The 19,981-nt window shown below is 67.8% G+C and carries 15 protein-coding genes; 11 read left to right on the top strand and 4 right to left on the bottom strand.

Annotated elements, in window-relative coordinates; genetic code table 11:
- Positions 1 to 3 precede the first annotated feature (3 nt).
- The 3 genes from tssM to ACPEH1_RS13965 are packed head-to-tail and all read left to right on the top strand — an operon-like array spanning position 4 to position 5,491.
- The gene (tssM, locus tag ACPEH1_RS13975) at positions 4 to 3,723 is read left to right on the top strand and encodes a type VI secretion system membrane subunit TssM (RefSeq protein ID WP_287251404.1); all 3,720 of its coding nucleotides are present in this window, start codon (positions 4 to 6) and stop codon (positions 3,721 to 3,723) included.
- On the top strand, positions 3,720 to 4,703 hold the full coding sequence (gene tagF / locus ACPEH1_RS13970) for a type VI secretion system-associated protein TagF (protein ID WP_017357293.1): 984 nt from the start codon (positions 3,720 to 3,722) through the stop codon (positions 4,701 to 4,703). The genes tssM and tagF overlap by 4 nt, the downstream gene beginning before the upstream one ends.
- Before the next feature lie 2 nt (positions 4,704 to 4,705).
- Positions 4,706 to 5,491, top strand: coding sequence for an OmpA family protein (locus tag ACPEH1_RS13965; protein WP_017357294.1), 786 nt, complete (start codon positions 4,706 to 4,708; stop codon positions 5,489 to 5,491).
- A 20-nt stretch (positions 5,492 to 5,511) separates the two neighbouring features.
- On the opposite strand, the gene tssA is transcribed toward ACPEH1_RS13965, so the two are convergent.
- Entirely contained in the window at positions 5,512 to 6,573 is a 1,062-nt protein-coding gene (tssA, locus tag ACPEH1_RS13960) for a type VI secretion system protein TssA (RefSeq protein ID WP_017357295.1), read from the bottom strand.
- Between the two features lie 179 nt (positions 6,574 to 6,752).
- Here tssA and ACPEH1_RS13955 point away from each other — a divergent pair, with 179 nt between their 5' ends.
- The 5 genes from ACPEH1_RS13955 to ACPEH1_RS13935 all read left to right on the top strand — a co-directional run bounded on the left by ACPEH1_RS13955 (position 6,753) and on the right by ACPEH1_RS13935 (position 13,470).
- A complete protein-coding gene (locus ACPEH1_RS13955) occupies positions 6,753 to 7,385 on the top strand; it encodes a decarboxylase (RefSeq protein ID WP_229296399.1) in 633 nt (210 codons plus the stop codon).
- Positions 7,386 to 7,542: 157 nt separating this feature from the next.
- A complete protein-coding gene (locus ACPEH1_RS13950) occupies positions 7,543 to 10,329 on the top strand; it encodes a type VI secretion system Vgr family protein (RefSeq protein ID WP_423715947.1) in 2,787 nt (928 codons plus the stop codon).
- Positions 10,330 to 10,332: 3 nt separating this feature from the next.
- Entirely contained in the window at positions 10,333 to 11,190 is an 858-nt protein-coding gene (locus tag ACPEH1_RS13945) for a DUF4123 domain-containing protein (protein ID WP_017355991.1), read from the top strand.
- 70 nt (positions 11,191 to 11,260) lie between these two features.
- On the top strand, positions 11,261 to 11,776 hold the full coding sequence (locus ACPEH1_RS13940) for a DUF3304 domain-containing protein (protein WP_037591195.1): 516 nt from the start codon (positions 11,261 to 11,263) through the stop codon (positions 11,774 to 11,776).
- Positions 11,773 to 13,470: a T6SS phospholipase effector Tle1-like catalytic domain-containing protein gene (locus ACPEH1_RS13935; RefSeq protein ID WP_017355993.1), complete on the top strand. Its 1,698-nt coding sequence runs from the start codon at positions 11,773 to 11,775 to the stop codon at positions 13,468 to 13,470. Before ACPEH1_RS13940 ends, ACPEH1_RS13935 begins: the two co-directional genes overlap by 4 nt.
- A 28-nt stretch (positions 13,471 to 13,498) precedes the next feature.
- Here the strand turns inward: ACPEH1_RS13935 and ACPEH1_RS13930 are convergent, their stop codons facing one another.
- Positions 13,499 to 13,879, bottom strand: coding sequence for a VOC family protein (locus ACPEH1_RS13930; protein ID WP_313273527.1), 381 nt, complete (start codon positions 13,877 to 13,879; stop codon positions 13,499 to 13,501).
- A 222-nt stretch (positions 13,880 to 14,101) separates the two neighbouring features.
- On the opposite strand from ACPEH1_RS13930, the gene ACPEH1_RS13925 reads away from it, so the two are divergent.
- Positions 14,102 to 15,016: a hypothetical protein gene (locus tag ACPEH1_RS13925; protein WP_423667042.1), complete on the top strand. Its 915-nt coding sequence runs from the start codon at positions 14,102 to 14,104 to the stop codon at positions 15,014 to 15,016.
- 95 nt (positions 15,017 to 15,111) lie between these two features.
- Positions 15,112 to 15,879, top strand: a complete 768-nt coding sequence (locus ACPEH1_RS13920; RefSeq protein WP_017355996.1) for a SapC family protein — start codon at positions 15,112 to 15,114, stop codon at positions 15,877 to 15,879.
- 63 nt (positions 15,880 to 15,942) lie between these two features.
- Here the strand turns inward: ACPEH1_RS13920 and ACPEH1_RS13915 are convergent, their stop codons facing one another.
- Together ACPEH1_RS13915 and ACPEH1_RS13910 are read right to left on the bottom strand one after the other, a co-directional pair.
- Entirely contained in the window at positions 15,943 to 16,659 is a 717-nt protein-coding gene (locus tag ACPEH1_RS13915) for an MgtC/SapB family protein (protein ID WP_017355997.1), read from the bottom strand.
- 4 nt (positions 16,660 to 16,663) lie between these two features.
- Entirely contained in the window at positions 16,664 to 16,984 is a 321-nt protein-coding gene (locus tag ACPEH1_RS13910; RefSeq protein ID WP_017355998.1) for a putative quinol monooxygenase, read from the bottom strand.
- Positions 16,985 to 17,181: 197 nt separating this feature from the next.
- Between ACPEH1_RS13910 and ACPEH1_RS13905 the strand changes: the two genes are divergently transcribed.
- Positions 17,182 to 19,911 carry a TonB-dependent receptor gene (locus tag ACPEH1_RS13905; RefSeq protein WP_423715946.1) on the top strand — a complete coding sequence of 910 codons (2,730 nt, stop codon included), beginning with the start codon at positions 17,182 to 17,184 and terminating at the stop codon, positions 19,909 to 19,911.
- Positions 19,912 to 19,981 lie beyond the last annotated feature (70 nt).

The raw sequence follows: 19,981 nt of genomic DNA, 5'->3' as shown, positions 1-19,981 counted from the left end.
TAGATGATGTTGAGTAATTTCAGGTTCTTCCTCAGCGACTATCGCCTGTGGATGGTGATCGGCTTGATCGGCGCGGGGTCGCTGGCGTATTTCGGCGCGGCCGAGGCCCGGCAGATCGGCATCTGGGTGGCGGTGGTGCTGGCGGCGCTGTTGCTGTTGGCGCTGATCGTGTGGGTCATCAAGCGCATCCTGGCCCGGCGGGCGGCCAAGCGTGTGGAAGCCATGGTGCAGACCCAGGCCGACCAGGCGGTCGCATCGGCGCAACCGGCGCAACGCGCCGACACCGAAGCGCTGCGGTCACGCATGATGGAGGCGGTCAAGCAGATCAAGTCGTCGCGGCTGGGGGCGCTCAAGGGCAAGGCAGCGCTGTACGAACTGCCGTGGTATGTGATCATCGGCAATCCGGCGGCGGGCAAGAGCACCGCGATCCTCAACTCCGGGCTGCAGTTCCCGTTCGAGGACAACCGCAGCAATGTGATCCAGGGCATCGGCGGCACCCGCAACTGCGACTGGTACTTCACCACTACCGGGATCGTGCTGGATACCGCCGGCCGCTACTCGGTCAGCGTTGAAGACCGCATGGAGTGGCTGACCTTCCTTGGCCTGCTGAAGAAGAACCGTCCGCGCGCGCCGATCAATGGGGTGATCATCGCGGTCAGCATCGCCGAACTGTCCGGCAGCAAGCCCGAGTTCGCCATCGAACTGGCCAAGAACCTGCGCCAGCGCGTGCAGGAGATCACCGAGCGGCTGGAAGTGTTCGCGCCGGTGTACGTGCTGTTCACCAAGGCCGATCTGATCGCCGGGTTCAGCGAGTTCTTCCGCAACCTGGATCCGTCCGAACGCGAAAGCGTGTGGGGTGCGACGCTGCCGTTCGATGTGCAGGCGCAGAGTGATGCGCTGACCGCCTTCGATGCCCATTTCGATGAGCTGGCCGAAGGCATCAAGGAAATGAGCCTGTCGCACATGGCGATGCAGCGCGGTCGCGAGGTGTCGCCGGGGCTGCTGACGCTGCCGTTGGAGTTCGTCGGCATCAAGCCGGCGCTGCGCACCTTCATCGCGACGCTGTTCGAGGACAATCCGTTCCAGTTCAAGCCGGTGTTCCGTGGGTTCTACTTCAGCAGCGCACTGCAGGAAGGGCATTCGGTGCATCACGCGTCCGAGCGCGTGGGCCGCCAGTTCTCGCTGTCCTCGCGCGGCGCCGATACCGATGCCGCGCCTACCGGGCAGACCGCGTTCTTCCTCAAGGACCTGTTCCGCAAGGTGATCTTCTCGGACAAGGAACTGGTGCGTCAGTATTCCAGCCCGCACCAGAACCGCCTGCGCTATGGCGTCTTCCTCGGTGCGGTGGGCGTGCTGGCCCTCGCGCTGGGCCTGTGGACCTGGTCGTACACCACCAACGTGCAACTGGTGAACAACGCCACCAAGGACCTGGAGCAGGCTGTCCGCGTGCAGAAGGACCGCGTGGACCTGAAGTCGCGCATCGATGCGCTGCTGTTGCTGCAGGACCGCATGGAGCAGCTGGACCGCTACAAGAAGCAGGGTGGCATCACCACCAGTCTGGGGCTGTACCAGGGCGACAACATACGCGCCAAGCTGATGAAGGAGTACTACCACGGCATGCAGCAGGTGATGCTGGATCCGACCGTGAGCAGCCTGGAGGGCTACCTCGGCCAGGTGGTGGCCGAGCGTGACAAGCTGGGGCAGGGCACGCAGGCGGCAGCGGAGAGCGAGGTGCTGTACCAGAACGCGTCGCCGACCAGCACCAACGATGCGTACAACGCCCTCAAGACCTACCTGATGCTGGGCAACCGCAAGCAGGTGGAAAGCGCGCATCTGTCCCAGCAGCTGACCCTGTTCTGGCGCAACTGGCTGGATGCCAACCGTGGCCAGATGAGTCGCGAGGACATGGTGCGGGCCGCCGAGAAACTGATGAACTTCTATGTGGCCCAGTCGGCAGATCCGGGTTGGCCTCAGATCCAGAACAAGGTGACGCTGGTCAGCGACAGCCGCCAGGCCCTGACCAAGGTGATGAAGGGGCAGCCGGCGATGCAGCGCGTGTTCGCGCAGATCAAGGCGCGTGCCGGTGCCCGCTTCCCGACGGTGACGGTGGATTCGCTGGTTGGCGAAGAGCGCAACGGCCGTCTGATCACCGGCAGCTACGCCATTTCCGGTGCCTTCTCGCGCAAGGCGTGGGAGGACTATGTCAAGGACGCGATCAACGAAGCGGCCAACACCCAGCTCAGCACCACCGACTGGGTGCTTGATACCACCGAGCAGAGCGATCTGTCGCTGGCGGGCAGCCCGGAACACATTTCGCGCGAACTGGTGACTCTGTACAAGCAGGAGTACGCCAAGGAATGGACCAAGTTCATGCAGGGGTTGAGCATCGCCCAGTTCGACACCTTCGAGCAGGCCACCGCGCGCATCAACACGCTGGGCGACGCCACCAACTCGCCGCTGCGCCTGCTGCTGGAGAAGATCAACGAGCAGACCATCTGGGACAACCCGGCCGCCGAAGCGCGTTCGAAGAAGGCCAAGGGCGGGTTCGTGGCATGGTTCCAGAAGACCATCCTGCGCAAGGACCCGGAGGCGGCGGTCCAGCAACAGCCGGTGGGCCCGATCGGCAAGGCGTTCGAAGGCATTGCCAAACTGACCACCAAGCGCGCGGACCAGCCGGCGGTGATCGACGCGTACTTCGAAACGCTGGGCAAGCTGCGTGCGCGCCTGAACAACATCAAGAGCCAGGGCGAACTGGGCGTGGGCACGCGCAAGCTGATGCAGGACACCTTCAGCAATGAGGGCTCCGAGCTGAGCGTGGCACTGGCCCTGGTCGACGAGCAGGTGTTGACCGGCCTGGATGCGGCCCAGCGCGACGCGCTGCGCCCGCTGCTGCTGCGTCCGCTGACCCAGACCTTCATGGCGCTGGTGGAGCCGACCGAGGGTGAGGTCAACCGCAGCTGGGGCGCGCAGGTGTACGAGCCGTTCAAGGCACGCATCGGCCAGCAGTATCCCTTCAATCTCAATTCGGACGTGGATGCCGCGCCAAGCGACATTGCCGCGATCTTCGGTGCCAGCGGCAGCATCGCCGCGTTCAACAAGGACGCCCTGGGTACGCTGGTGATCCAGCGCGGCAACCTGCTGGAAGCGCGCCGCTGGGCGGGCATGGGCATCACCCTGTCCAACGAGCTGGTGGCCAAGTACGGCAACTGGGTCAGCGGGGGAGCAGCGGGGGCCGCCTCGCAGGACACCACCATCTTCGAGCTGCTGCCGTCGCCGGCCACCGGTGCGATCGAGTACACGATCGAGATCGATGGCCAGACCCTGCGCTACCGCAACACGCCGCCGCAGTGGACCACCATGCAGTACCCGAACCTGGGCCAGGTGCCTGGCGCGAAGGTCACCGCGGTGGCCCCGGATGGCCGCACCGTGGAGGTGTTCAACGCCGCCGGCGCCAATGGCTTCAGCCGACTGATGAAGGAAGGCCAGTACGAGCACCTGGACGGTGGCAGCAGCCGCATCACCTGGAGCGCCGATGGCGTGGCGGTGACGGTGGAGATGCGCGTGGTGCGTCGTGCCGGTGCTGCCGCCGATGGCGGTGACTGGCAGCGCGGCCTGCAGCTGCCGCAGACCGTGGCCGGCAGCGGCCCGGTGGCACCCGCGCCGACCGCGCCCGGTGCCGTTGCGCCGACCGCGCCTGCGCAGTCGACCGGAGGTACGCCATGAGCCGCGCCGTGAGTGCCGGGGTGTCCTACTTCGGCAAGGTGCCGTCGCGGGGCGACTTCGTGCGCGCGGCGGACAACCACCAGCTGCTCGGCTGGCTGGACCGCTGGGCCGGAGAGAGCGTGGAACTGCTGGCGCAGAACCCGGACTGGAAGCGCGTCTATGATGCCTCGCCCGAGATCCACTACGCCTTCCTCGGTTCGCGCAGCAAGCTGGTCCTGTGCGGGCACTTCCTGGCCAGTCGCGATGCCTCGCAGCGGCGGTTCCCGCTGCTGTCGGCGGTGCGCCTGGAGGCGGCCGAGCCGCTGCCGTTCATCGGCCGCAGCCCGCTGGCCATGTCCAACGCGTGGTCGGGACTGTCGCGCATGGCGCGCCAGGCCTTCAGTGACGAAGACGCCGGTCCGGCGTTGAACGAGCTGGCCGATGCGCGCTTCAGCATCAGCACCGATCCCAGCGCCTACAACGCCACATTCCGTGACTTCCTCGACGGCCAGACCATCGGCTCGATGGAACGCCTGCTGCGCGATGCGGGCCATCCGGACGTCGTGCTGAAGCAGGCGCTGCCGGCACTCGGCCTGCTGCTGCAGCCGGTGCTCAGCGGCGGCGATGTCAACGTGGACAGGGCCCTGGTGTTTCCGCTGGTGCGCGATCCGTTGTACCGGCCGCTGGTGGCGGCATTCTGGCTGGACATCGTGTCCTGCTTCGTTGCCCGTGGCGATTTCGAGCTGGCCGTCCTGATCCGCAACGATGCCGCGCCGACGATGGTGGTGGGCTTCAACGGTGCCGACCGGCACGCGCTGCGCGCGGTGCTGGACCCGGCCGAGGCCGGCGACTTCCTGATCCGCGTGCAGCAGGCCGAATGGGTAGACGACTACCTGCACAGCGACTACAACCTCAATCGCTTTGCCAGCTATCTGGATCGCGATGACCTGGCATTGAGCACGGCGCGCAGCCTGTTCGGCGAGACTTTCCTGGGAACCTGACCATGCGCCTTCGTTCTGCTTATGTACTTGTCCTGGCCGTACTGACGTCGATCGGCTCGGCCGCTGCTGCCGGCCAGGCCGCGCCGGCGGCGGCTGGCACCGAACGGCCGGTCGTGATCGAGGGCGTGGTCCCCGACCAGGCCACCAAGGCCCGTCTGCTGAAGAACCTGCGTGAGGTCTACGGTGCCGAGCGGGTGGTGGACCGTGTGCAGGTCGAGTCCATCGCCACACCGCCGAACTGGGGCGACTACGTGGCCGGCATGATCAACCCCGGGCTGAAGCGGGTGTCGCCGGGCAAGCTGGAGATCAACGGCCAGTCGGTACGGGTCAGTGGGGAGGTCGGCAATGAGGCGCTGCGCCAGCAGGTGGCCAGTGACCTGAGCCTGGCCAGCAACACCTCCTACACGGTGACCAACGCGCTCAAGGTGGGCTCCCAGCAGAAGCTGCTGGACCAGACCCTGGCCAACCGCATCATCGAGTTCCAGAGCGGCAGCGCCAAGCTGACCCCGCTGGGCATGCGCATTCTCGACGAGATGTCCGAAAAGATGGTGCAGATGGGCGATACCAGCTTCGTGGTCATCGGCCATACCGACAATGTCGGCCAACGTGAGAGCAACCTGGCGCTGAGCCATGCGCGCGCCCAGGCGGTGAAGGCGTACCTGGTGCAGAAGGGCATCGCCGCCAACCACCTGGACGTCGTTGGCAAGGGGCCGGACGAGCCGGTGGCCGACAACGCCAGCCTGGACGGTCGCGCACGCAACCGTCGCATTGAATTCAAGATCCAGTAACGGCGTGACGCTCGACGGGCTTACTGCCCGTCGAGATTCTGGTTGATATCCAGCATTTCCTCCATCTGGTCGAGCACGCTGGAATCCTTGATGACCCGCTTGAGCCACACGTGCAGCGGCATCTCGCCCCAGCGCGCGGCCTTCTCGGCCAGATACGCGACCGGGCTGTGCGGTTCGGTGCGGCGGAAGAACTCGGCCACCTGCCGCAGCTGCTGCAGCGCTTCCTTGCGCGTGGTGGGTGCGCCGCCGGGGCTGCGTGCCGACGGTGCGGCGGCGTCGCCGGGGCCAGGCTGGGCGGTGAACGCGTCTTCGGCATCCAGCGCATCGACCACCTCGCCGTCGAGCAGCACGCCGGCATCGCGCGCGAACCGCATCACCGTACGCTGGATGTGCTCGATCTGTTCGCGGACCGCGCTGAAACTGGGGCCATCCAGGCCGAGCCGGTTGTCCACCGCTGCCTGCAGCGTTGCCAGTGCATCGGCGCATTCGGGCAGGGTTTCCAGCAGCTGCCGATAGAACTCATGCTGGGTATCGCGGCGTGCCGCTTCCAGCTGCTCCAGCCCGGGGCGGTCGTCGTGATAGTCGCCGCCGTTGCTGGCGCGGGCGTGTGCGACTTCGAAATCGGTGAGCGTGAAGCGGCCCTGCGGCGCCGAGACGATCGGCACGTTGCGCAGCCACTGCAGAGAGTTGCTGAGCAGCCAGCTCAGGTTGCCGATGCGCTCTTCCTGGTCGTCGTCGGGTGCCTGCGGGTGCACCTCGTCCCAGTACTGGTCGCACAGACCGGCCACGACCCGGTACCCCACCGCCAGCCCGCGGAAGCCCTCGACCTGGGTGGCCGCTTCGGTCAGCCAGCCTGCCAGGCGCAGGTCCTTGGTGCGGGTCTGCAGCAGGTCGGCGCATTCGCGCGCGACGCTGGACCAGTCGGCGTACTTGATGTCGGTCTGCCACTCGCCCTGGTCCAGGGTCGGGTCGTCGGCGCGCCGGCTTTCCTGGATACGGTCGAACTCGGGCGAGAAGGCAAGGTCCTCGCCGGTGGGGGCGTGGTCGGCGATGGGGGCCAGCAGGGCATCCTGATCCAGCATGGCAAATCTCGTGATTGGGAACGTGCCGATTCTAGCCTGCGTTTGCGTGCGGGGTGACGGCGCGCCGGGGTGTTTGCCTGGTGGCCGGCGCCGGTGCATAGTGCACGCACCGTGAGGGGCCGCGCCCGCGATGGGGCGGGCAATCCATGACTGACTGACACCGGGGAAGGGTCGCCGACATGCAGGGAAGGACGATTTCACAGGCGCTGTTGCTGGCGCTGGGGCTGGTGGCCGGCCTGGATGCCGCCGCGCAGGCCACGACCGATGCCAAGGTCTTCGGAGGATGGCGCAACCTCCATTCCGAGAACGGCGCCGAGCCGGCGCTGGAAGACATTCCGTTTGCGATGCTGCCGGCGGAGACCGCCAAAGGCACACGGTTTGCCGTGCTGGATCGCGAGGGCAAGCGCACCGTGTGCTGCATGGTGGTCACCAGCGACCGGTTGGATGCGGCGGCGCTGGAGCAGCGCTACCGGCTGCCCGGGGTATGGATATCGGACGTGCTCAATGAGGGCACCACCGAGAGTCGTCCGTACGAACCGCGCGTCTATGAAATGAAGCGCGACGGGGCGCTGCAGACATATGCGTTCTTCGACGCCGCCGAGGCGTACAGCGATCTTGGCGGATTGCTGCTGCCGCCGTCGGCCACGCTGGATGCGGCGGGCAATGTGAAGGTCGGCGCGGACAGGTACACGCTGCAGTTCCAGTCCACGGCCTTCGCCGATGACGACGGTGCGCTGGATCGCTTCACCCTGCGGCCGGTCGGCAAGCCCGGCAAGCCGGTGATCGTCGAAGTCCCGTACGGGACGTATTGAGACAGCAGGGATTGACGTCGCTTTAACATACCGCGTCATGCTTGCGTGCGTCTGTCATTGGCATCTGCTACCGTCGTGTCCACAGGGGATGGAAGCGTCGCGGGCTGCGCCCGTTGCGTGCACGACTAGGTGAGCCATGGATGCAATACGGAACCTGATGACGCAGGCGGCCCGGTTGTCGGGTGAGCAGCGTCTGTACCAACTTTCGCTGCCGGCCGCGCCGGATGTGGTGGTGGAGCAGTGGCACGGGCAGGAACAGCTGTCGCAGGGATTTCGCCATGAGGTGACGTTCCTGTCGCTGCAGGCCGATCTCCCGCTGGAGTCCTGGTTGGGCACGCGCGCGAGCCTGCAGACCCGGTTGGCTGATGGTGCCCTGCACAGCCGTACCGGGGTGGTGATCGAAGCGCATCTGCTGGGAGCCGACGGCGGCGTGGCGCGTTACCGCATCGTCTTCTGCGATGCCAGCTGCTGGCTGGCGCAGACGCGCCACAGCCGCGTCTTCCAGGACCAGACGGTGCAGCAGATCGTGGACAGTGTGTTCGCCGCGCACCAGGGCCACGTGGCCTGGCGCTGGAGCGAGGAGGTTGCCGATTTCCTCAAGGGCGCGCGTCAGCGCAGCTACTGCGTGCAGTACCGCGAAAGCGATCTTGATTTCGTGCAGCGGCTGCTGGCCGAGGAAGGCCTGGGCTGGCGCGTGCAGCCCGATGACGGCGATGGCAACGACGGTGGTCATGCGCTGGTGCTGTTCGCCGACAGTGGCGTGCAGCCACAGGACGCGGTGAGTGCGCGCAGCGGCGGCATCCGTTTTCACCGTGCCGATGGCACCGAGCAGAACGATGCCGTGCAGGCACTGGGCCAGCGGCGCCAGCTGGGCGCGCAGGCGCTCTCGCTGCACAGCGACGATTACCGCACCGTGCGCTCGCTGGGTGCCGGCGTGCCGCTGGAAGGCGGCGGGAGCGGCGGGCGTGAGCTCTACGATCCAAGCGGTGCCTACGCATTCGTGGATCGGCACGAAGCGGACCGCTACGCGGGCTTGATGGCACAGGCCAGCGAGGCCCGCTGGAATGACTGGCAGGGGCGCGGCACGGTGCGCAGCGCCACCGCCGGCCAGTGGCTGCAGCTGCGCGATCTGCCCGGCGATGCGCCCGAGGAGCTGCTGCTGGTGTCGCTGCGCCTGGCAGGCATCAACAACCTGCCGGTCGATGTCCGTGACGCGCTGGAGGCGGCCCTCGGGCCGGCCGTGCAGCCCGATGCCGACGCTGCCTTGCTCTGGGAAGACGCGCGCCGGCATGGCTTTGCAGCCACCTTCGCAGCGGTAGCGCGTGACCAGGTGTGGCGTCCGATCCTGCTCGACGAGACTGGCGCGCGGCTGAATCCACGTCCCCTGGCGCCCGGTTACCAGACCGCCGTGGTGGTTGGCGATGCATCCCGTGGCGAGGGACCGCAGGAGGTCCATGCCGACGCCCTGGGCCGGGTCCGGGTCCGCTTCCACTTCCAGGCCGATCGCCGGGACGCAGGCACCGCTCAGGACAGTACGTGGCTGCGTGTGGCGCAGCGCTATGCGGGTCCGGGCGTGGGCAGCCAGTTCCTGCCGCGCGTCGGCCAGGAAGTTCTGGTGGGCTTCCTGGAGGGCGACATTGATCGCCCCGTGGTGGTGGGCAGCCTCTACAACGGACAGGGTGAGGCGGGCGTCGCCCCGACGCCCGCCGGAAAGACCACCGAGAGCGACACCAGCGCCTATGCACAGGCGACCGACCGGATCGCCAGTGCACAGGGCAATCGCAGTGGCGGCCAGGCGCCCGTGTGGCACGCCGCTGCTGCCGGCGACGACGCACACCGTCATCCAGGCGCGCTGTGGGGCGTGCAGTCGCGCGAGTGGGCCGGCGAGGGGCATTCGCGCCTGCTGTTCGACGACAGCGACGGCCAGTTGCGCGTGCAGCTGGCGACCACGCAGGCAAGCAGCGCGCTGACCCTGGGCCACCTGATCCACCAGGCCGACAACTTCCGCGGCAGCCTGCGCGGCGAAGGCTTCGAACTGCGCAGCGATGCCTGGGGCAGCGTACGCAGCCGCGCCGGCCTGTGGCTGAGCGCGTATGCGGCCGGCCCGGCGTCGCCGGCCGGCACCGTATCCGCGCCGGTTGCGCTGTTGAACCAGTTGAACACGCTGGGCACCACGTTCGCGCAGGCCGCCGGCACGCACCTGACGGTCAAACTGGCCAGCGCCGAGGGCGTGGGGCGCCCGCAGCATTCCAGACTGGTCGGCGACGCTGCGCCGCTGGAGGCAGTGCTGCGCAGCGCCCGCGCCACGGTACCTGGCGATGCCTTTGCCGACGCACGGGGCGCCGCGGGCGACCGCGACGGGTCGGCCGGGGAGGGCCGGGTGCCGCATACGGGCGACCCCCTGCTGGGCCTGGCCGCGCCGGGCGGCGTGCTGCATCGCGCCGGCCAGTCCATACACTGGAGTCTGGGCGAGACACTGACGCTGGGCAGCGGCCTGGCCAGCGAAGCCATCGTGCTTGGCCAGTCGCGCTGGCACAGCCGCCAGGCGATCGGCATGCTGGCTGCCGCCCGCACCGGCGAGGGCGCGCAGACGCGCACGCTGAGTGTGGTGGCGGGCCTGGGCGAACTGGACGTGCAGGCGCAGAACGACAGCATCCGCGTGCAGTCCAAGGCCGCGCTGCGCGCGGCAAGCGCGCAGGCCGCGGTGGAACTGGCGGCGGGGCGCACCGTGCATGTGGCCACGGCCGGCGGTGCCAGCGTGACCATCGAGGGCGGCAACATCACCTTCACCGCGCCGGGCACCATCACGGTGCACGCCGCGAAGAAGTCGTTCCTGCCCGGCGGCAGCGGCAACTACCCGTTGCCGGTGTTCCCGCAGTCGGTATGCAAGGAATGCCTGCTGCTGGCCGCGCAGCGCGCCGCTCCCCTGACCCCGAAGGGCTGAGCGATGCTGCCGATTCTGTTTCCCAGTACCGCCGTAGTGTCGCTGGACGCCGCGTTCCGGCGCTATCTGCTCCTGGATGGCGCCCAGTGCGAGCGGCCCCAGACAGTCCTGAAGCGGCTGCCCTATGCGGCATCGCGGCTGTTCGACGGTCTGTTGGCCGACGGCAGTGCCGACACCTCGGTTTTTCTGGTGCCGCTGCCGGAGGCGCTGGATCTGCAGGACGCGCTGCTGCGATTGCAGGACGGTGTGCAGTCGCTTGGCGCCTTGACGCTGCTGGAGTCGCCGCTGGAGAGCGGCGAACTGACCCAGCGGCTGGCGCGCCGCCTGGATGCGCGGTATCCGAATGGCAAGGAATTCATCGCGCGCTTCTACGACGGCCGCGTGCTGCCGTGGTGGGTGCAGGCGCTGAACGATGCCCAGCGGCATGACTTCCTGGCGGTGGGCGAGCGCTGGCATTACGTGACGCACGACCACCAGTGGGACACGCTGGCCCTGCACTGCCCGATGCAGGATCCGCATACCGTGCCGTGGACGCTTGACGCGCCGCAGCGGCATGCGTTGATCGACGCGTCGTATCCCTACACGCTGATCGAGCACTTCCAGCTCACCGACCCGGAGCTGCTGGACCGCCTGCCGTCGGCGAACTGGTATGCGTTCATGCGCAACGCGGTGGCCGTGGCGGCGGCGTTCGGCATCGAGGACAGCCGCCGGGTGGTGATGGTCTGCACGTGGGCGCTGCTGGTCGGCGACGACCTGGGTGAGGATCCGGATTGGCAGGTGCGGTTGCGCGACTTCGCGGACGGGCGGCGCAATGCAAAGGAGATCGGCGAGGAGGTGTGGCCGATGGAGGAGAGCTGGTGAACGCACCGGGCATCATTCAATCGTCAACCGGGTGCGCGCATCGCGCCGCCCACTGCGCCGTGGAGCCATCATGCTGAGCAACAAACCGCTGCTGTGGATCGTCGTGGCCGTGATCGTCGTGGCCGCTGCCAGTGCAGGCTGCGCCCGCGCGATGGCCAAACCGACGCCGCGCTCGCCGTACCTGACCTTGTTTGCCTTCAACTACAGTGACCGCTACCTGCATGACGTGCGCGTGGACGGCAAGTGGATGGGCGGCGTCTCGGCCTATACCAACGGCGGGTCGGTGATGGGACCGCTGGCGCCGAAGCACGACAAACCGTTGTCGATCCGGGTCGAGTGGGAGCTGTCGGACCGCTACGATCTCACCACCAACACCTACCAGACCGCCGGCCCACGCGAGCCACGTTCGGCGGTGGTGACGGTGCGGCAGCCGTATCCGCCGGACCCGCGCACGCTGCTGCTGCATTTCTACCAGGACGGCCATGTCGAGGCCGAACTGATCGACCGCTCGAAGGATTACTGGGATTCCCGCCGCGAGGTGCTGCCCAAGGGCCACATCGCCAACGACGGAGCAGCGCGCCCATGACGGCCCAAGACCCAACCGCCATTCCCGGCCAGGTCGACCTGGAGCCCGGCTCACCCGAGCCGGTGGCCGACGCCGACCCCACCGCACGCACCGCGCGGCTGGCGCGGGGCACCCGCCCGATGACCGACGCCGAGCGACAGCAGCGCCAGGCGGCGCAAAGCTGCTCTCTGCCCGACAAGGAGGAAGCGACCACCGGCTGCAGCCAGGCGCTGCATTTCACCGTTTTCTTCGACGGTACGGGCAACAACCGCGATGCCGAACTGGCCAAGGGCGAATCCGAACGGGCGTTGTCGAACATCGCGCGACTGTACAGCGCGCGGATCGATGGTCGCCCCAATGTGGTGTCGACCTACATTGCCGGCGTGGGCACCCCCTGCCCGGAAGTGGGCGATACCGGCGGCATGCTTGGCCTGGCGATCGGCAAGGGCGGGCGCGAGCGCATCGATTACGCGCTGGAAGAGCTGGACATGAAGATCCAGCAGCAGCCGGCGTCGATGCGTATCGTGATCCTCAACGTGGCGGTGTTCGGCTTCTCCCGCGGGGCGGCGCAGGCGCGCGGTTTCGTCCGCGATCTGGTTGCGCTGTGCAAGCGGCAGCCGGACGGCACCTGGCTGTATCGCGACAGGACACCGATCCGGATCGGCTTCGTCGGCCTGTACGACACCGTGGTGTCGGTATGGCCGTCGCTGGTCCATGCGGCGGTCAATGCGGGCAACGGCCACAACGGTTGGGGCGAGGGCATGCGCATTCCGCCGATGGTCGTGCAGTCGGTGCACATGACCGCCGCACATGAGCTGCGAGGCCAGTTTCCGCTGGATTCCACCCGCGACGATGCGCGCTATCCCGACAACACCCAGGAGATCTGGTACCCGGGCGTGCACTCGGATGTGGGCGGTGGCTACGATCCGCAGCACCAGGGCCGGCAGAACAGCATTGCCCGCTTTGCGCTCAACGAGATGTACGACATCGCGCTGGCTGGCGGGGTGCTGCTCAATCCGCTGACCCGCCTGCCGTCGCCGGTGCGGGCCGAGTTCGACAAGACAGATCCGGAACTGCAGGCGGTCTACAACGCCTACCTGCAGGCGGTGCGGATCAAGCGCGGGCGCATGGAGGACGTGCAGGCCGCGCACATGGAGCTGCTGCACCGCTGGTTGAAGGTGCGCGTGGCGCGTGGCGACAAGCTGCCGTCGATGCAGCGCCTGGCACAGCGGCAGCAGCAGCTTGAGGAGGAGGTCAAGACATTGCGGCGGGAGAAGATGCGGCTGCGCGATCCGTACGGGAACGACTATGCCGCCTCCAGCATGACCAGCGAGGAGATCGCCGAATGGAACCGGGCGTCTGATGCGCTCAGCGCGCGCAGCGACGCGCTGGGCGAGGTCAAAAAGCAGCGCAAGGGCCTGGCCAGCGAGACCGATACGCTGGTCGGCAAGATGGTGGCGCTACGACGCAAGCGCGAGCGCGGCAAGACGTTGACCCTGGCCGAACGCACCATGCTGGACGCCTGGGACAACAAGACCCTGCTGCCGGAGGCGGTGGAGACGTTCTTCGACGGCTACGGCCACGATTCGATCTCGCACTGGTTCATCGGCAACCTGGCGCAGTGGCGGGTGCTGTATTTCGGCGACACCAAGTACAAGCCCGGCGAAGTGGTGGAAGGCGCAACCGCGCCGCAGGAGCAGACCGAGCCGGCGTGACCGCTGCAGGCCGCGCCGGGGGGCGAGGTCAGTCGCTGTGGCCGCGATGCACCGCCTCGACGCGGTGGCCGTCCGGATCGACCAGGAAGGCCGCATAGTAGGTGTCGCCGTAGTCCGGTCGCAGCCCGGGGCCACCGTTGTCGGTGCCGCCGGCCGCCATCCCGGCGGCATGGAAGGCCTGCACCGCCGGCTCCGATGGCGCCGCGAACGCGAGATGGAAGCCATCGCCGGGCGGCGTCGCGTCGGGCGTCAGGTTGAGCAGCAGCAGGTCCTGATCGTCGACCAGACCGTAACCGATCGATTCCGGGCCGTCGAACACGCGGCGATAGCCGAGCGCGCCGAGCGTAGCGTCGTAGAAGCGGCCGGCACGCGGCAGATCGCGCACGCCAAGGGACAGGTGATGCAGCATGCGCTCGGTTCCGGGCAGGGGGGGCTGAGCATACCGCGACCGCTGCCGCGCCACAGGCGGGACGGTCCACGCGTCGCGCGAGGTCGGCAGCCTGGTGCTCGATTCGCCGCTCAGCCGCACATCCACGTCGATTGCCTGCGCGCGGGCGTCCTGGCACCCCACTGTCTATCATTGCTGCCGGCGCCGCCGCGTGCACGGACTGACCAGAGCAAGGACACCGCCATGACCGATACCTCCGCATACCTGCTGCCGGCGCCGCGCGCCCTCTGCGCCGTTTTCCTGTTGGCCGTGCCGTGGGTGGCCCTTGCGGCCGATACCCATGATGCCGCCGGCAACCGGCTCGAGTCGTTGATCGAGCAGCCCGGCACCGCGCCACCGCCGACGCTGGAAGGGGGCGATCCGGACATGGCGCAGGCGGTATCGCCGCTGTACTGCACCGCCGACCGCGCCTGGTGCGCACGCCTGATCGCCAGCCGCAACAATCCCAGACCCTCTCTGCAGGTGCAGGAGTTCGTGCCGGGCGAGCCCGAGCCGCGCGACCGCCATGTGGGCTACACCGGCCCCGAACGCGACGGCCGGTTCCAGGTCTGGCCCTACCTCCTTCGCCTTGCGCCCGGCCTGGGCGCACCCAGCGCACCCACCGATCCGGCGCAGGCCGCGTTCGAGAACGTGGTGGTGGGCGTCATCGTGGAGCGGACGACCGGCTATTCGGGAGGCGGTGCCTCCAGCAGCACGCTGCTGCTGGAGACGATCTATCACACTGACGAAGGGGCGGAGACCAGCAGCGTGCTGTCGCTTCCGGTGGCGGGGCAGGCCAGCATCCGTGCCTGCTACGGCGAGCAGGATGCCGCCCTGCGCAAGGGCGCCTGCCACGACGAATACCGCTTCAGCGCCACCCTGTCGCTGCTGCCGCAGGGCCGTGGCATGCCACTGCTGCGCTATGCCAGCACCGCCACCCGTTTCCCGGCATTCGCCTCGCGCAGCCGCGATTCGCTGGCCAGGGGCGCGCTGAGCGACCGCGACCTGCGCACCGCGCGCGATCCGGACTGCAGTTTCGAGCGGACCCTGCGCTTCGATTCGGGCCGCTACGTGGCCGAACCGGCCCTGCCGGACTGCAGCGAATTCACCGAACTGTAGGCGGAAATCATCGCAAAGCCACGCTATAGTGGCCGATCAATGCGGTGCCCGCTTTCGCGCCCGGGCCGACTGGCGCGTCGTCAATGACTCATTCCATGACTGCTGAAACGAATACCCCGGCCGCTGCGGCCGCGCCGACCGGTCCGCTGTTCTACCGCCAGACCGTGCCGCTGAGCGCTGAAGCGCATGCCAACTGGCGCCTGCGCACCGAATCGGCCAGCTTCGCCGCCGGCACCAACTCGCTGCCGGTGGTGGTGGGCGAGTTCGGCTCGATCGCCCAGTTCTACCCGATCCTGTTCACCGGCAAGGAAGCCGTGCCCCTGGCAGCCGTTGGCCTGGCCAAGGACAACCTGTTCGTGACCGATGGCTACTGGGCCGCCGATCATTACGTGCCGGCCTACGTGCGCCGCTACCCGTTCGTTTTCATCCAGACCGACGACCCGCAGAACTACGTGCTGGGTCTGGATGCCGAAGCCGAGCAGGTCAACCAGGGCGATTCCGACGAGGGCCAGCCGCTGTTCGAGAATGGCGAGCCGACCGAACTGGTCAACGCGGCAATGCGCTTCTGCGGCGACTTCACCCGTGAGCACGAGCTGACCCGTCAGTTCAGCGCGGCGTTGATCGAGCAGGGCCTGCTGGTGGACCGCAGCATCGACGTGACCCTGTCCAACGGTGCGCAGATGTCGATCAACGGCTTCCGCGTGGTGGATGTGGAGAAGTTCTCCAAGCTGCCGGACGCGCTGGTTGTGGCCTGGCACCGCAACGGCTGGCTGGCGCTGGTGCACCACCACCTGAGCTCGCTGGCGCGCTTCAATGCACTGGTGCAGCGCCAGAGCGCAGTGCCGCTGCCCGCCGCTGCCTGATCGGCGTCGCGCAGTACACCGGACGGCGGCCTGCGGGCCGCCGTCCGCGTTTGGGGGGCGGGGTCAGTCGCGGGTGCTGACTTCCCAGGTGGCATGCAGCACCCCCGGTTCGTGCTGCAGTCGGGCGACGACGGCATCGAGCTCATGGGCCGCCACGGCAGTACTGACCAGGATCGCGACGATCTCCACGGGTGCATCGCCGTGTTCGACCACCTGCACATCGCCCACCGGGTACTGCGCCGCTTCCAGCAGCTCCACCAGGCGCTCGCGGACAACCGGCGTGGCGATCGGATCGGCGCTCAGCCGCACCTCATACGTGGCCTCCGAAGCGGCCTCGTTGATCGGGATGCGGTTGATCGCGTTCACGAGCGGGCGCAGCAGGGTATTGCCGGCAATGACCAAGGCGGTGAGCAGCACCCCCTCGGCGAGCATGTCGGCGCCGGTGCAGCAGCCTACCGCCGCCGAACACCACAACGTGGCCGCAGTGTTGAGCCCGCGCACGTTCATGCCTTCCTTCATGATCACGCCCGCGCCGAGGAAGCCGACGCCGGACACGACGTAGGAGATCACCCGGACTGCTTCGGTGGAGCCGGCAATGCGCATGCCCAGGTCGACGAAGGCGGCCGCGCCGACGGCCACCAGCACATTGGTGCGCAGCCCGGCGGTGCGCTGGCGGTACTGGCGTTCGGCGCCGATCAGGGTGCCCAGCACGAACGCCGCCACCAGGCTGACCACCGTGTCCAGGAACGGGTAGAGCGAGAAGGTCTCGATGAAGCGCATGGGCTCAGCGCCAGCTCTGCAGCAGTTCCAGCACCTGCGGCTCGCGAGGGCGTTGCAGCAGCTCGGGGAGCAGCGCGTCGTAGGCGGCGCGGTAGTCGGTCGACTGGTGCGCCAGGAAGTCCTCCACGGAGGCCTCGTTCCAGCGTTCGTACAGGGTGAACAGGGTGGGGTCCTGGGCATCGCGGTGCAGGTCGCAGGACACGAACGCCGGCTCGTCCGCCATGCGGTCCACCAGCGTGTGCAGCGCGTCGAGCCAGTCCTGCACCCGTTCGGGCTTGACCTGGAGCTTGACGTAGAAGACCAGCGGGGTATCGGGGGCGCTCATGGCAGGCTCCAGCAGGCAATGGCGCGGAGTGTAGCCGCTGGCGATGACCGCGCGTTGCGCTTAGTCGGAAACCCGATATGCATATCCCGGTCGGTCATTTCACCCGCAGGCCCCCATTCAGCAGACTGGCGCCCCTCCTGGCCCGCATCCCTTGCATCGCGCGCGCCGGCGCTCCGTTTCCCCACCCTGGAACCTGCATGTCTCTGCTCCACCGTTCGTTGCGTCCGCATCCCCTGGCCCTGTCGTTGTTGCCCCTGCTCGGACTGGCGCCGCTGGCCGCCGCTGCCCAGGACACGGCACCTACCCAGCTCGACGCCGTCAAAGTCACCGGATCGCGCATCCCCCGTGCCAGTGTGGAGGGGCCGTCGCCGGTGACGGTGATCACCCAGGAGCAGATCGAGGCGCAGGGTTACCGCAGCGCGTTCGAGGCCCTGAGCGCGCTGACCGAGAACACCGGCAACGTGCAGGGTGAGGACTTCGGCAACACCTTCACCCCGGCGGCCAACACCATCAACCTGCGCGGACTTGGCCCTAACCGCACGCTGGTCCTGGTCAACGGGCGGCGGCAGTCGGACTATCCGCTGGCCTACGAGGGCTCGGTGAACGTGGTCAACCTGGCCAACATTCCCAGCGCCCTGATCGACCGGATCGAAATCCTCGCCGGCGGTGCCTCGGCGGTGTACGGCTCGGATGCGATCGCCGGCGTGGTCAACATCATCCTCAAACGCCACTACGATGGCGTGGGCATCAACGTGCGCGCCGGCACCACCGAGCAGGGCGGCGGCGACAACCAGCGCGTGCAGGCGGTCGGTGGTGGCTCGGGCGACCAGTGGGACGCGATCTTCGGTCTGGAACTTGGCAACCGCAAGGCGATCTACGGGTCGCAACGCGACTTCATGGATTCGTTGACCGACGATCCGCGCGGCGTTGCGCCGCTGCCGACCGCGGTGGCGTATCGCCGCAATGCGGGCAGCGGCAACTACATCGATCCGGGCCTGGATGGCTGCGATGCGACCAGCGGCCTCTACGGTGGCAGCGTGTTCCGCGCGCAGAATCCACGGCAGGGCGCCTACTGCGGCAGCAACGACGCGGCCGCCACGTTCTGGACCGTGCAGACCGAGAAACGCAACATCGACGCCTACAGCGCGCTGACCTGGCGCCTGAACGACCGCCAGGAACTGTTCGCGGACGCCGCCATCGGTACCGCACGCATTTACAACAACACCCGTGCGCCGACCTGGACGTCCTCGCGCAATTACTTCTACAACCAGAACAGCGGCCAATTGGAAACCTGGTACCGACGCTTCGCGCCGGAAGAAATCGGCGGCGTGCAGAGCAATGCCAACCGCTTCCTGGAACAGTCGTGGTCATTCAACGTGGGCGCGCGCGGCAGCCTTGGCAGCTCGGACTGGGACTATGAAGCGGCCTACAGCCGCTCGCGCTACGAGAACCGCACGCGCCGCCCGGTACTGCTGGCCGGCATCAACGACTATCTGCTCGGGCCGAAGCTTGGCACGCGCAACGGAGTGGACGTGTACGCACCGGACCCGACGCGCCTGTACCGGCCGCTGTCGCCCACGGAGTACGACGGGCTGTCGGATACCCAGGAAAGCCGCAATGCGGCCTGGCTGCAGACCGCCAGCGTCAGTGTCAACGGCGAACTGTTCGCCCTGCCCGGTGGCCGGGCCGCGCTGGCCGCGGTGGTCGAAGCAGGCAGTCAAGGCTACCGCAACCGTCCCGATCCGCGCCTGGCGACCGGTGAATTCTGGAACACCAGCGCCGGTATTCCCGCTGGCGGTGAGCGCGACCGTTACGCGGCCGGCGTGGAGCTGCAGCTGCCGCTCCTGGAGCGTCTGACCGCCACTGTGGCCGGCCGGTACGACCAGTACCGCGCCGCCGGCGATCACATCGGCAAGGCCACATGGAGCGCCGGTCTGGAATTCCGCCCGGTCGATACGCTGCTGCTGCGCGCCAGTGCGGCCAGCAGCTTCCGTGCGCCCGACATGAACTACGTGTTCGCCACCGAGACGCGCGGCTACAACCCGGGCATGACCGACTACTGGCGGTGCCGTACTGCGGGACAGGCCTACGACGACTGCGACTACAGCGGGCTGGCGATCGACTACACCAGTGGTGCCAACCCGCAGCTGCAGCCGGAAACGGCACGCTCCTACGGGCTGGGCGCGGTGTGGTCGCCGTCGGCCAACCTGGATGTCACCGTCGACTATTACGACATCCGCATCGAGGACGAAGTCACCAACCTGGATTCGACCCGCATCCTCAAGGACGAGGCCGACTGCCGGCTGGGCCAGACCGTCGGCGGCGACGCCCGCGACATCGCCTCGGCGCAATGCCAGGACGCGTTGCGCCGGGTGATCCGCAACCCGGCCGACGCCGCCGTGCAGTCCAACCAGGTGGTGCGCGTGCTGATCAATCCGATCAATGCGGCCGCCGAATCGGTGCGCGGCGTGGACCTGAAGGCCAACCTGCGCTGGGACGCCGGGCGCTACGGGCGCTTCTCCAGCCGCCTTGCGTACTCACTGGTGATCGACCACGACTACCGGCAGTTCGACGGGGATGCCATCCAGGACCAGCGCAATTCGCTGGATTCCTACCAGTGGCGCAGCCGCATCAACGGCAGCGTGACCTGGGCGATCAACGACTGGACCGCGACGCTGTACGGGATGCGCTACGGCTCGTTGCCGAAGACCGACGGCAGTGGCCGCATCGCGCCGTACATGACCTACAACGCCAGTCTGTACCGCCGGCTCAACGACAACGCCACGCTGGGCTTGATCGTCAACAACCTGCGCGACAGCCGGCCGCCGGCGGACCGCAATGGCGGTGGCTGGCCGTTCTATCCGGTGGGCAACTACGACCCGTACGGCCGCCAGTTGTGGCTGGAGTTCGACTACCGCTTCCTGTAATGCAGCACATCGCGTCATCCCTGGAGGCCCGGCACTGCCGGGCCTTTTTGTGCGCGCTGTGACGTAGGGG

Source organism: Stenotrophomonas sp. NPDC077421 (assembly GCF_049545505.1).
Classification (GTDB): domain Bacteria; phylum Pseudomonadota; class Gammaproteobacteria; order Xanthomonadales; family Xanthomonadaceae; genus Stenotrophomonas; species Stenotrophomonas nematodicola.
Note: the sequence above shows the minus strand (reverse complement) of the source record. Positions and strands in the feature narration are given on the sequence as shown.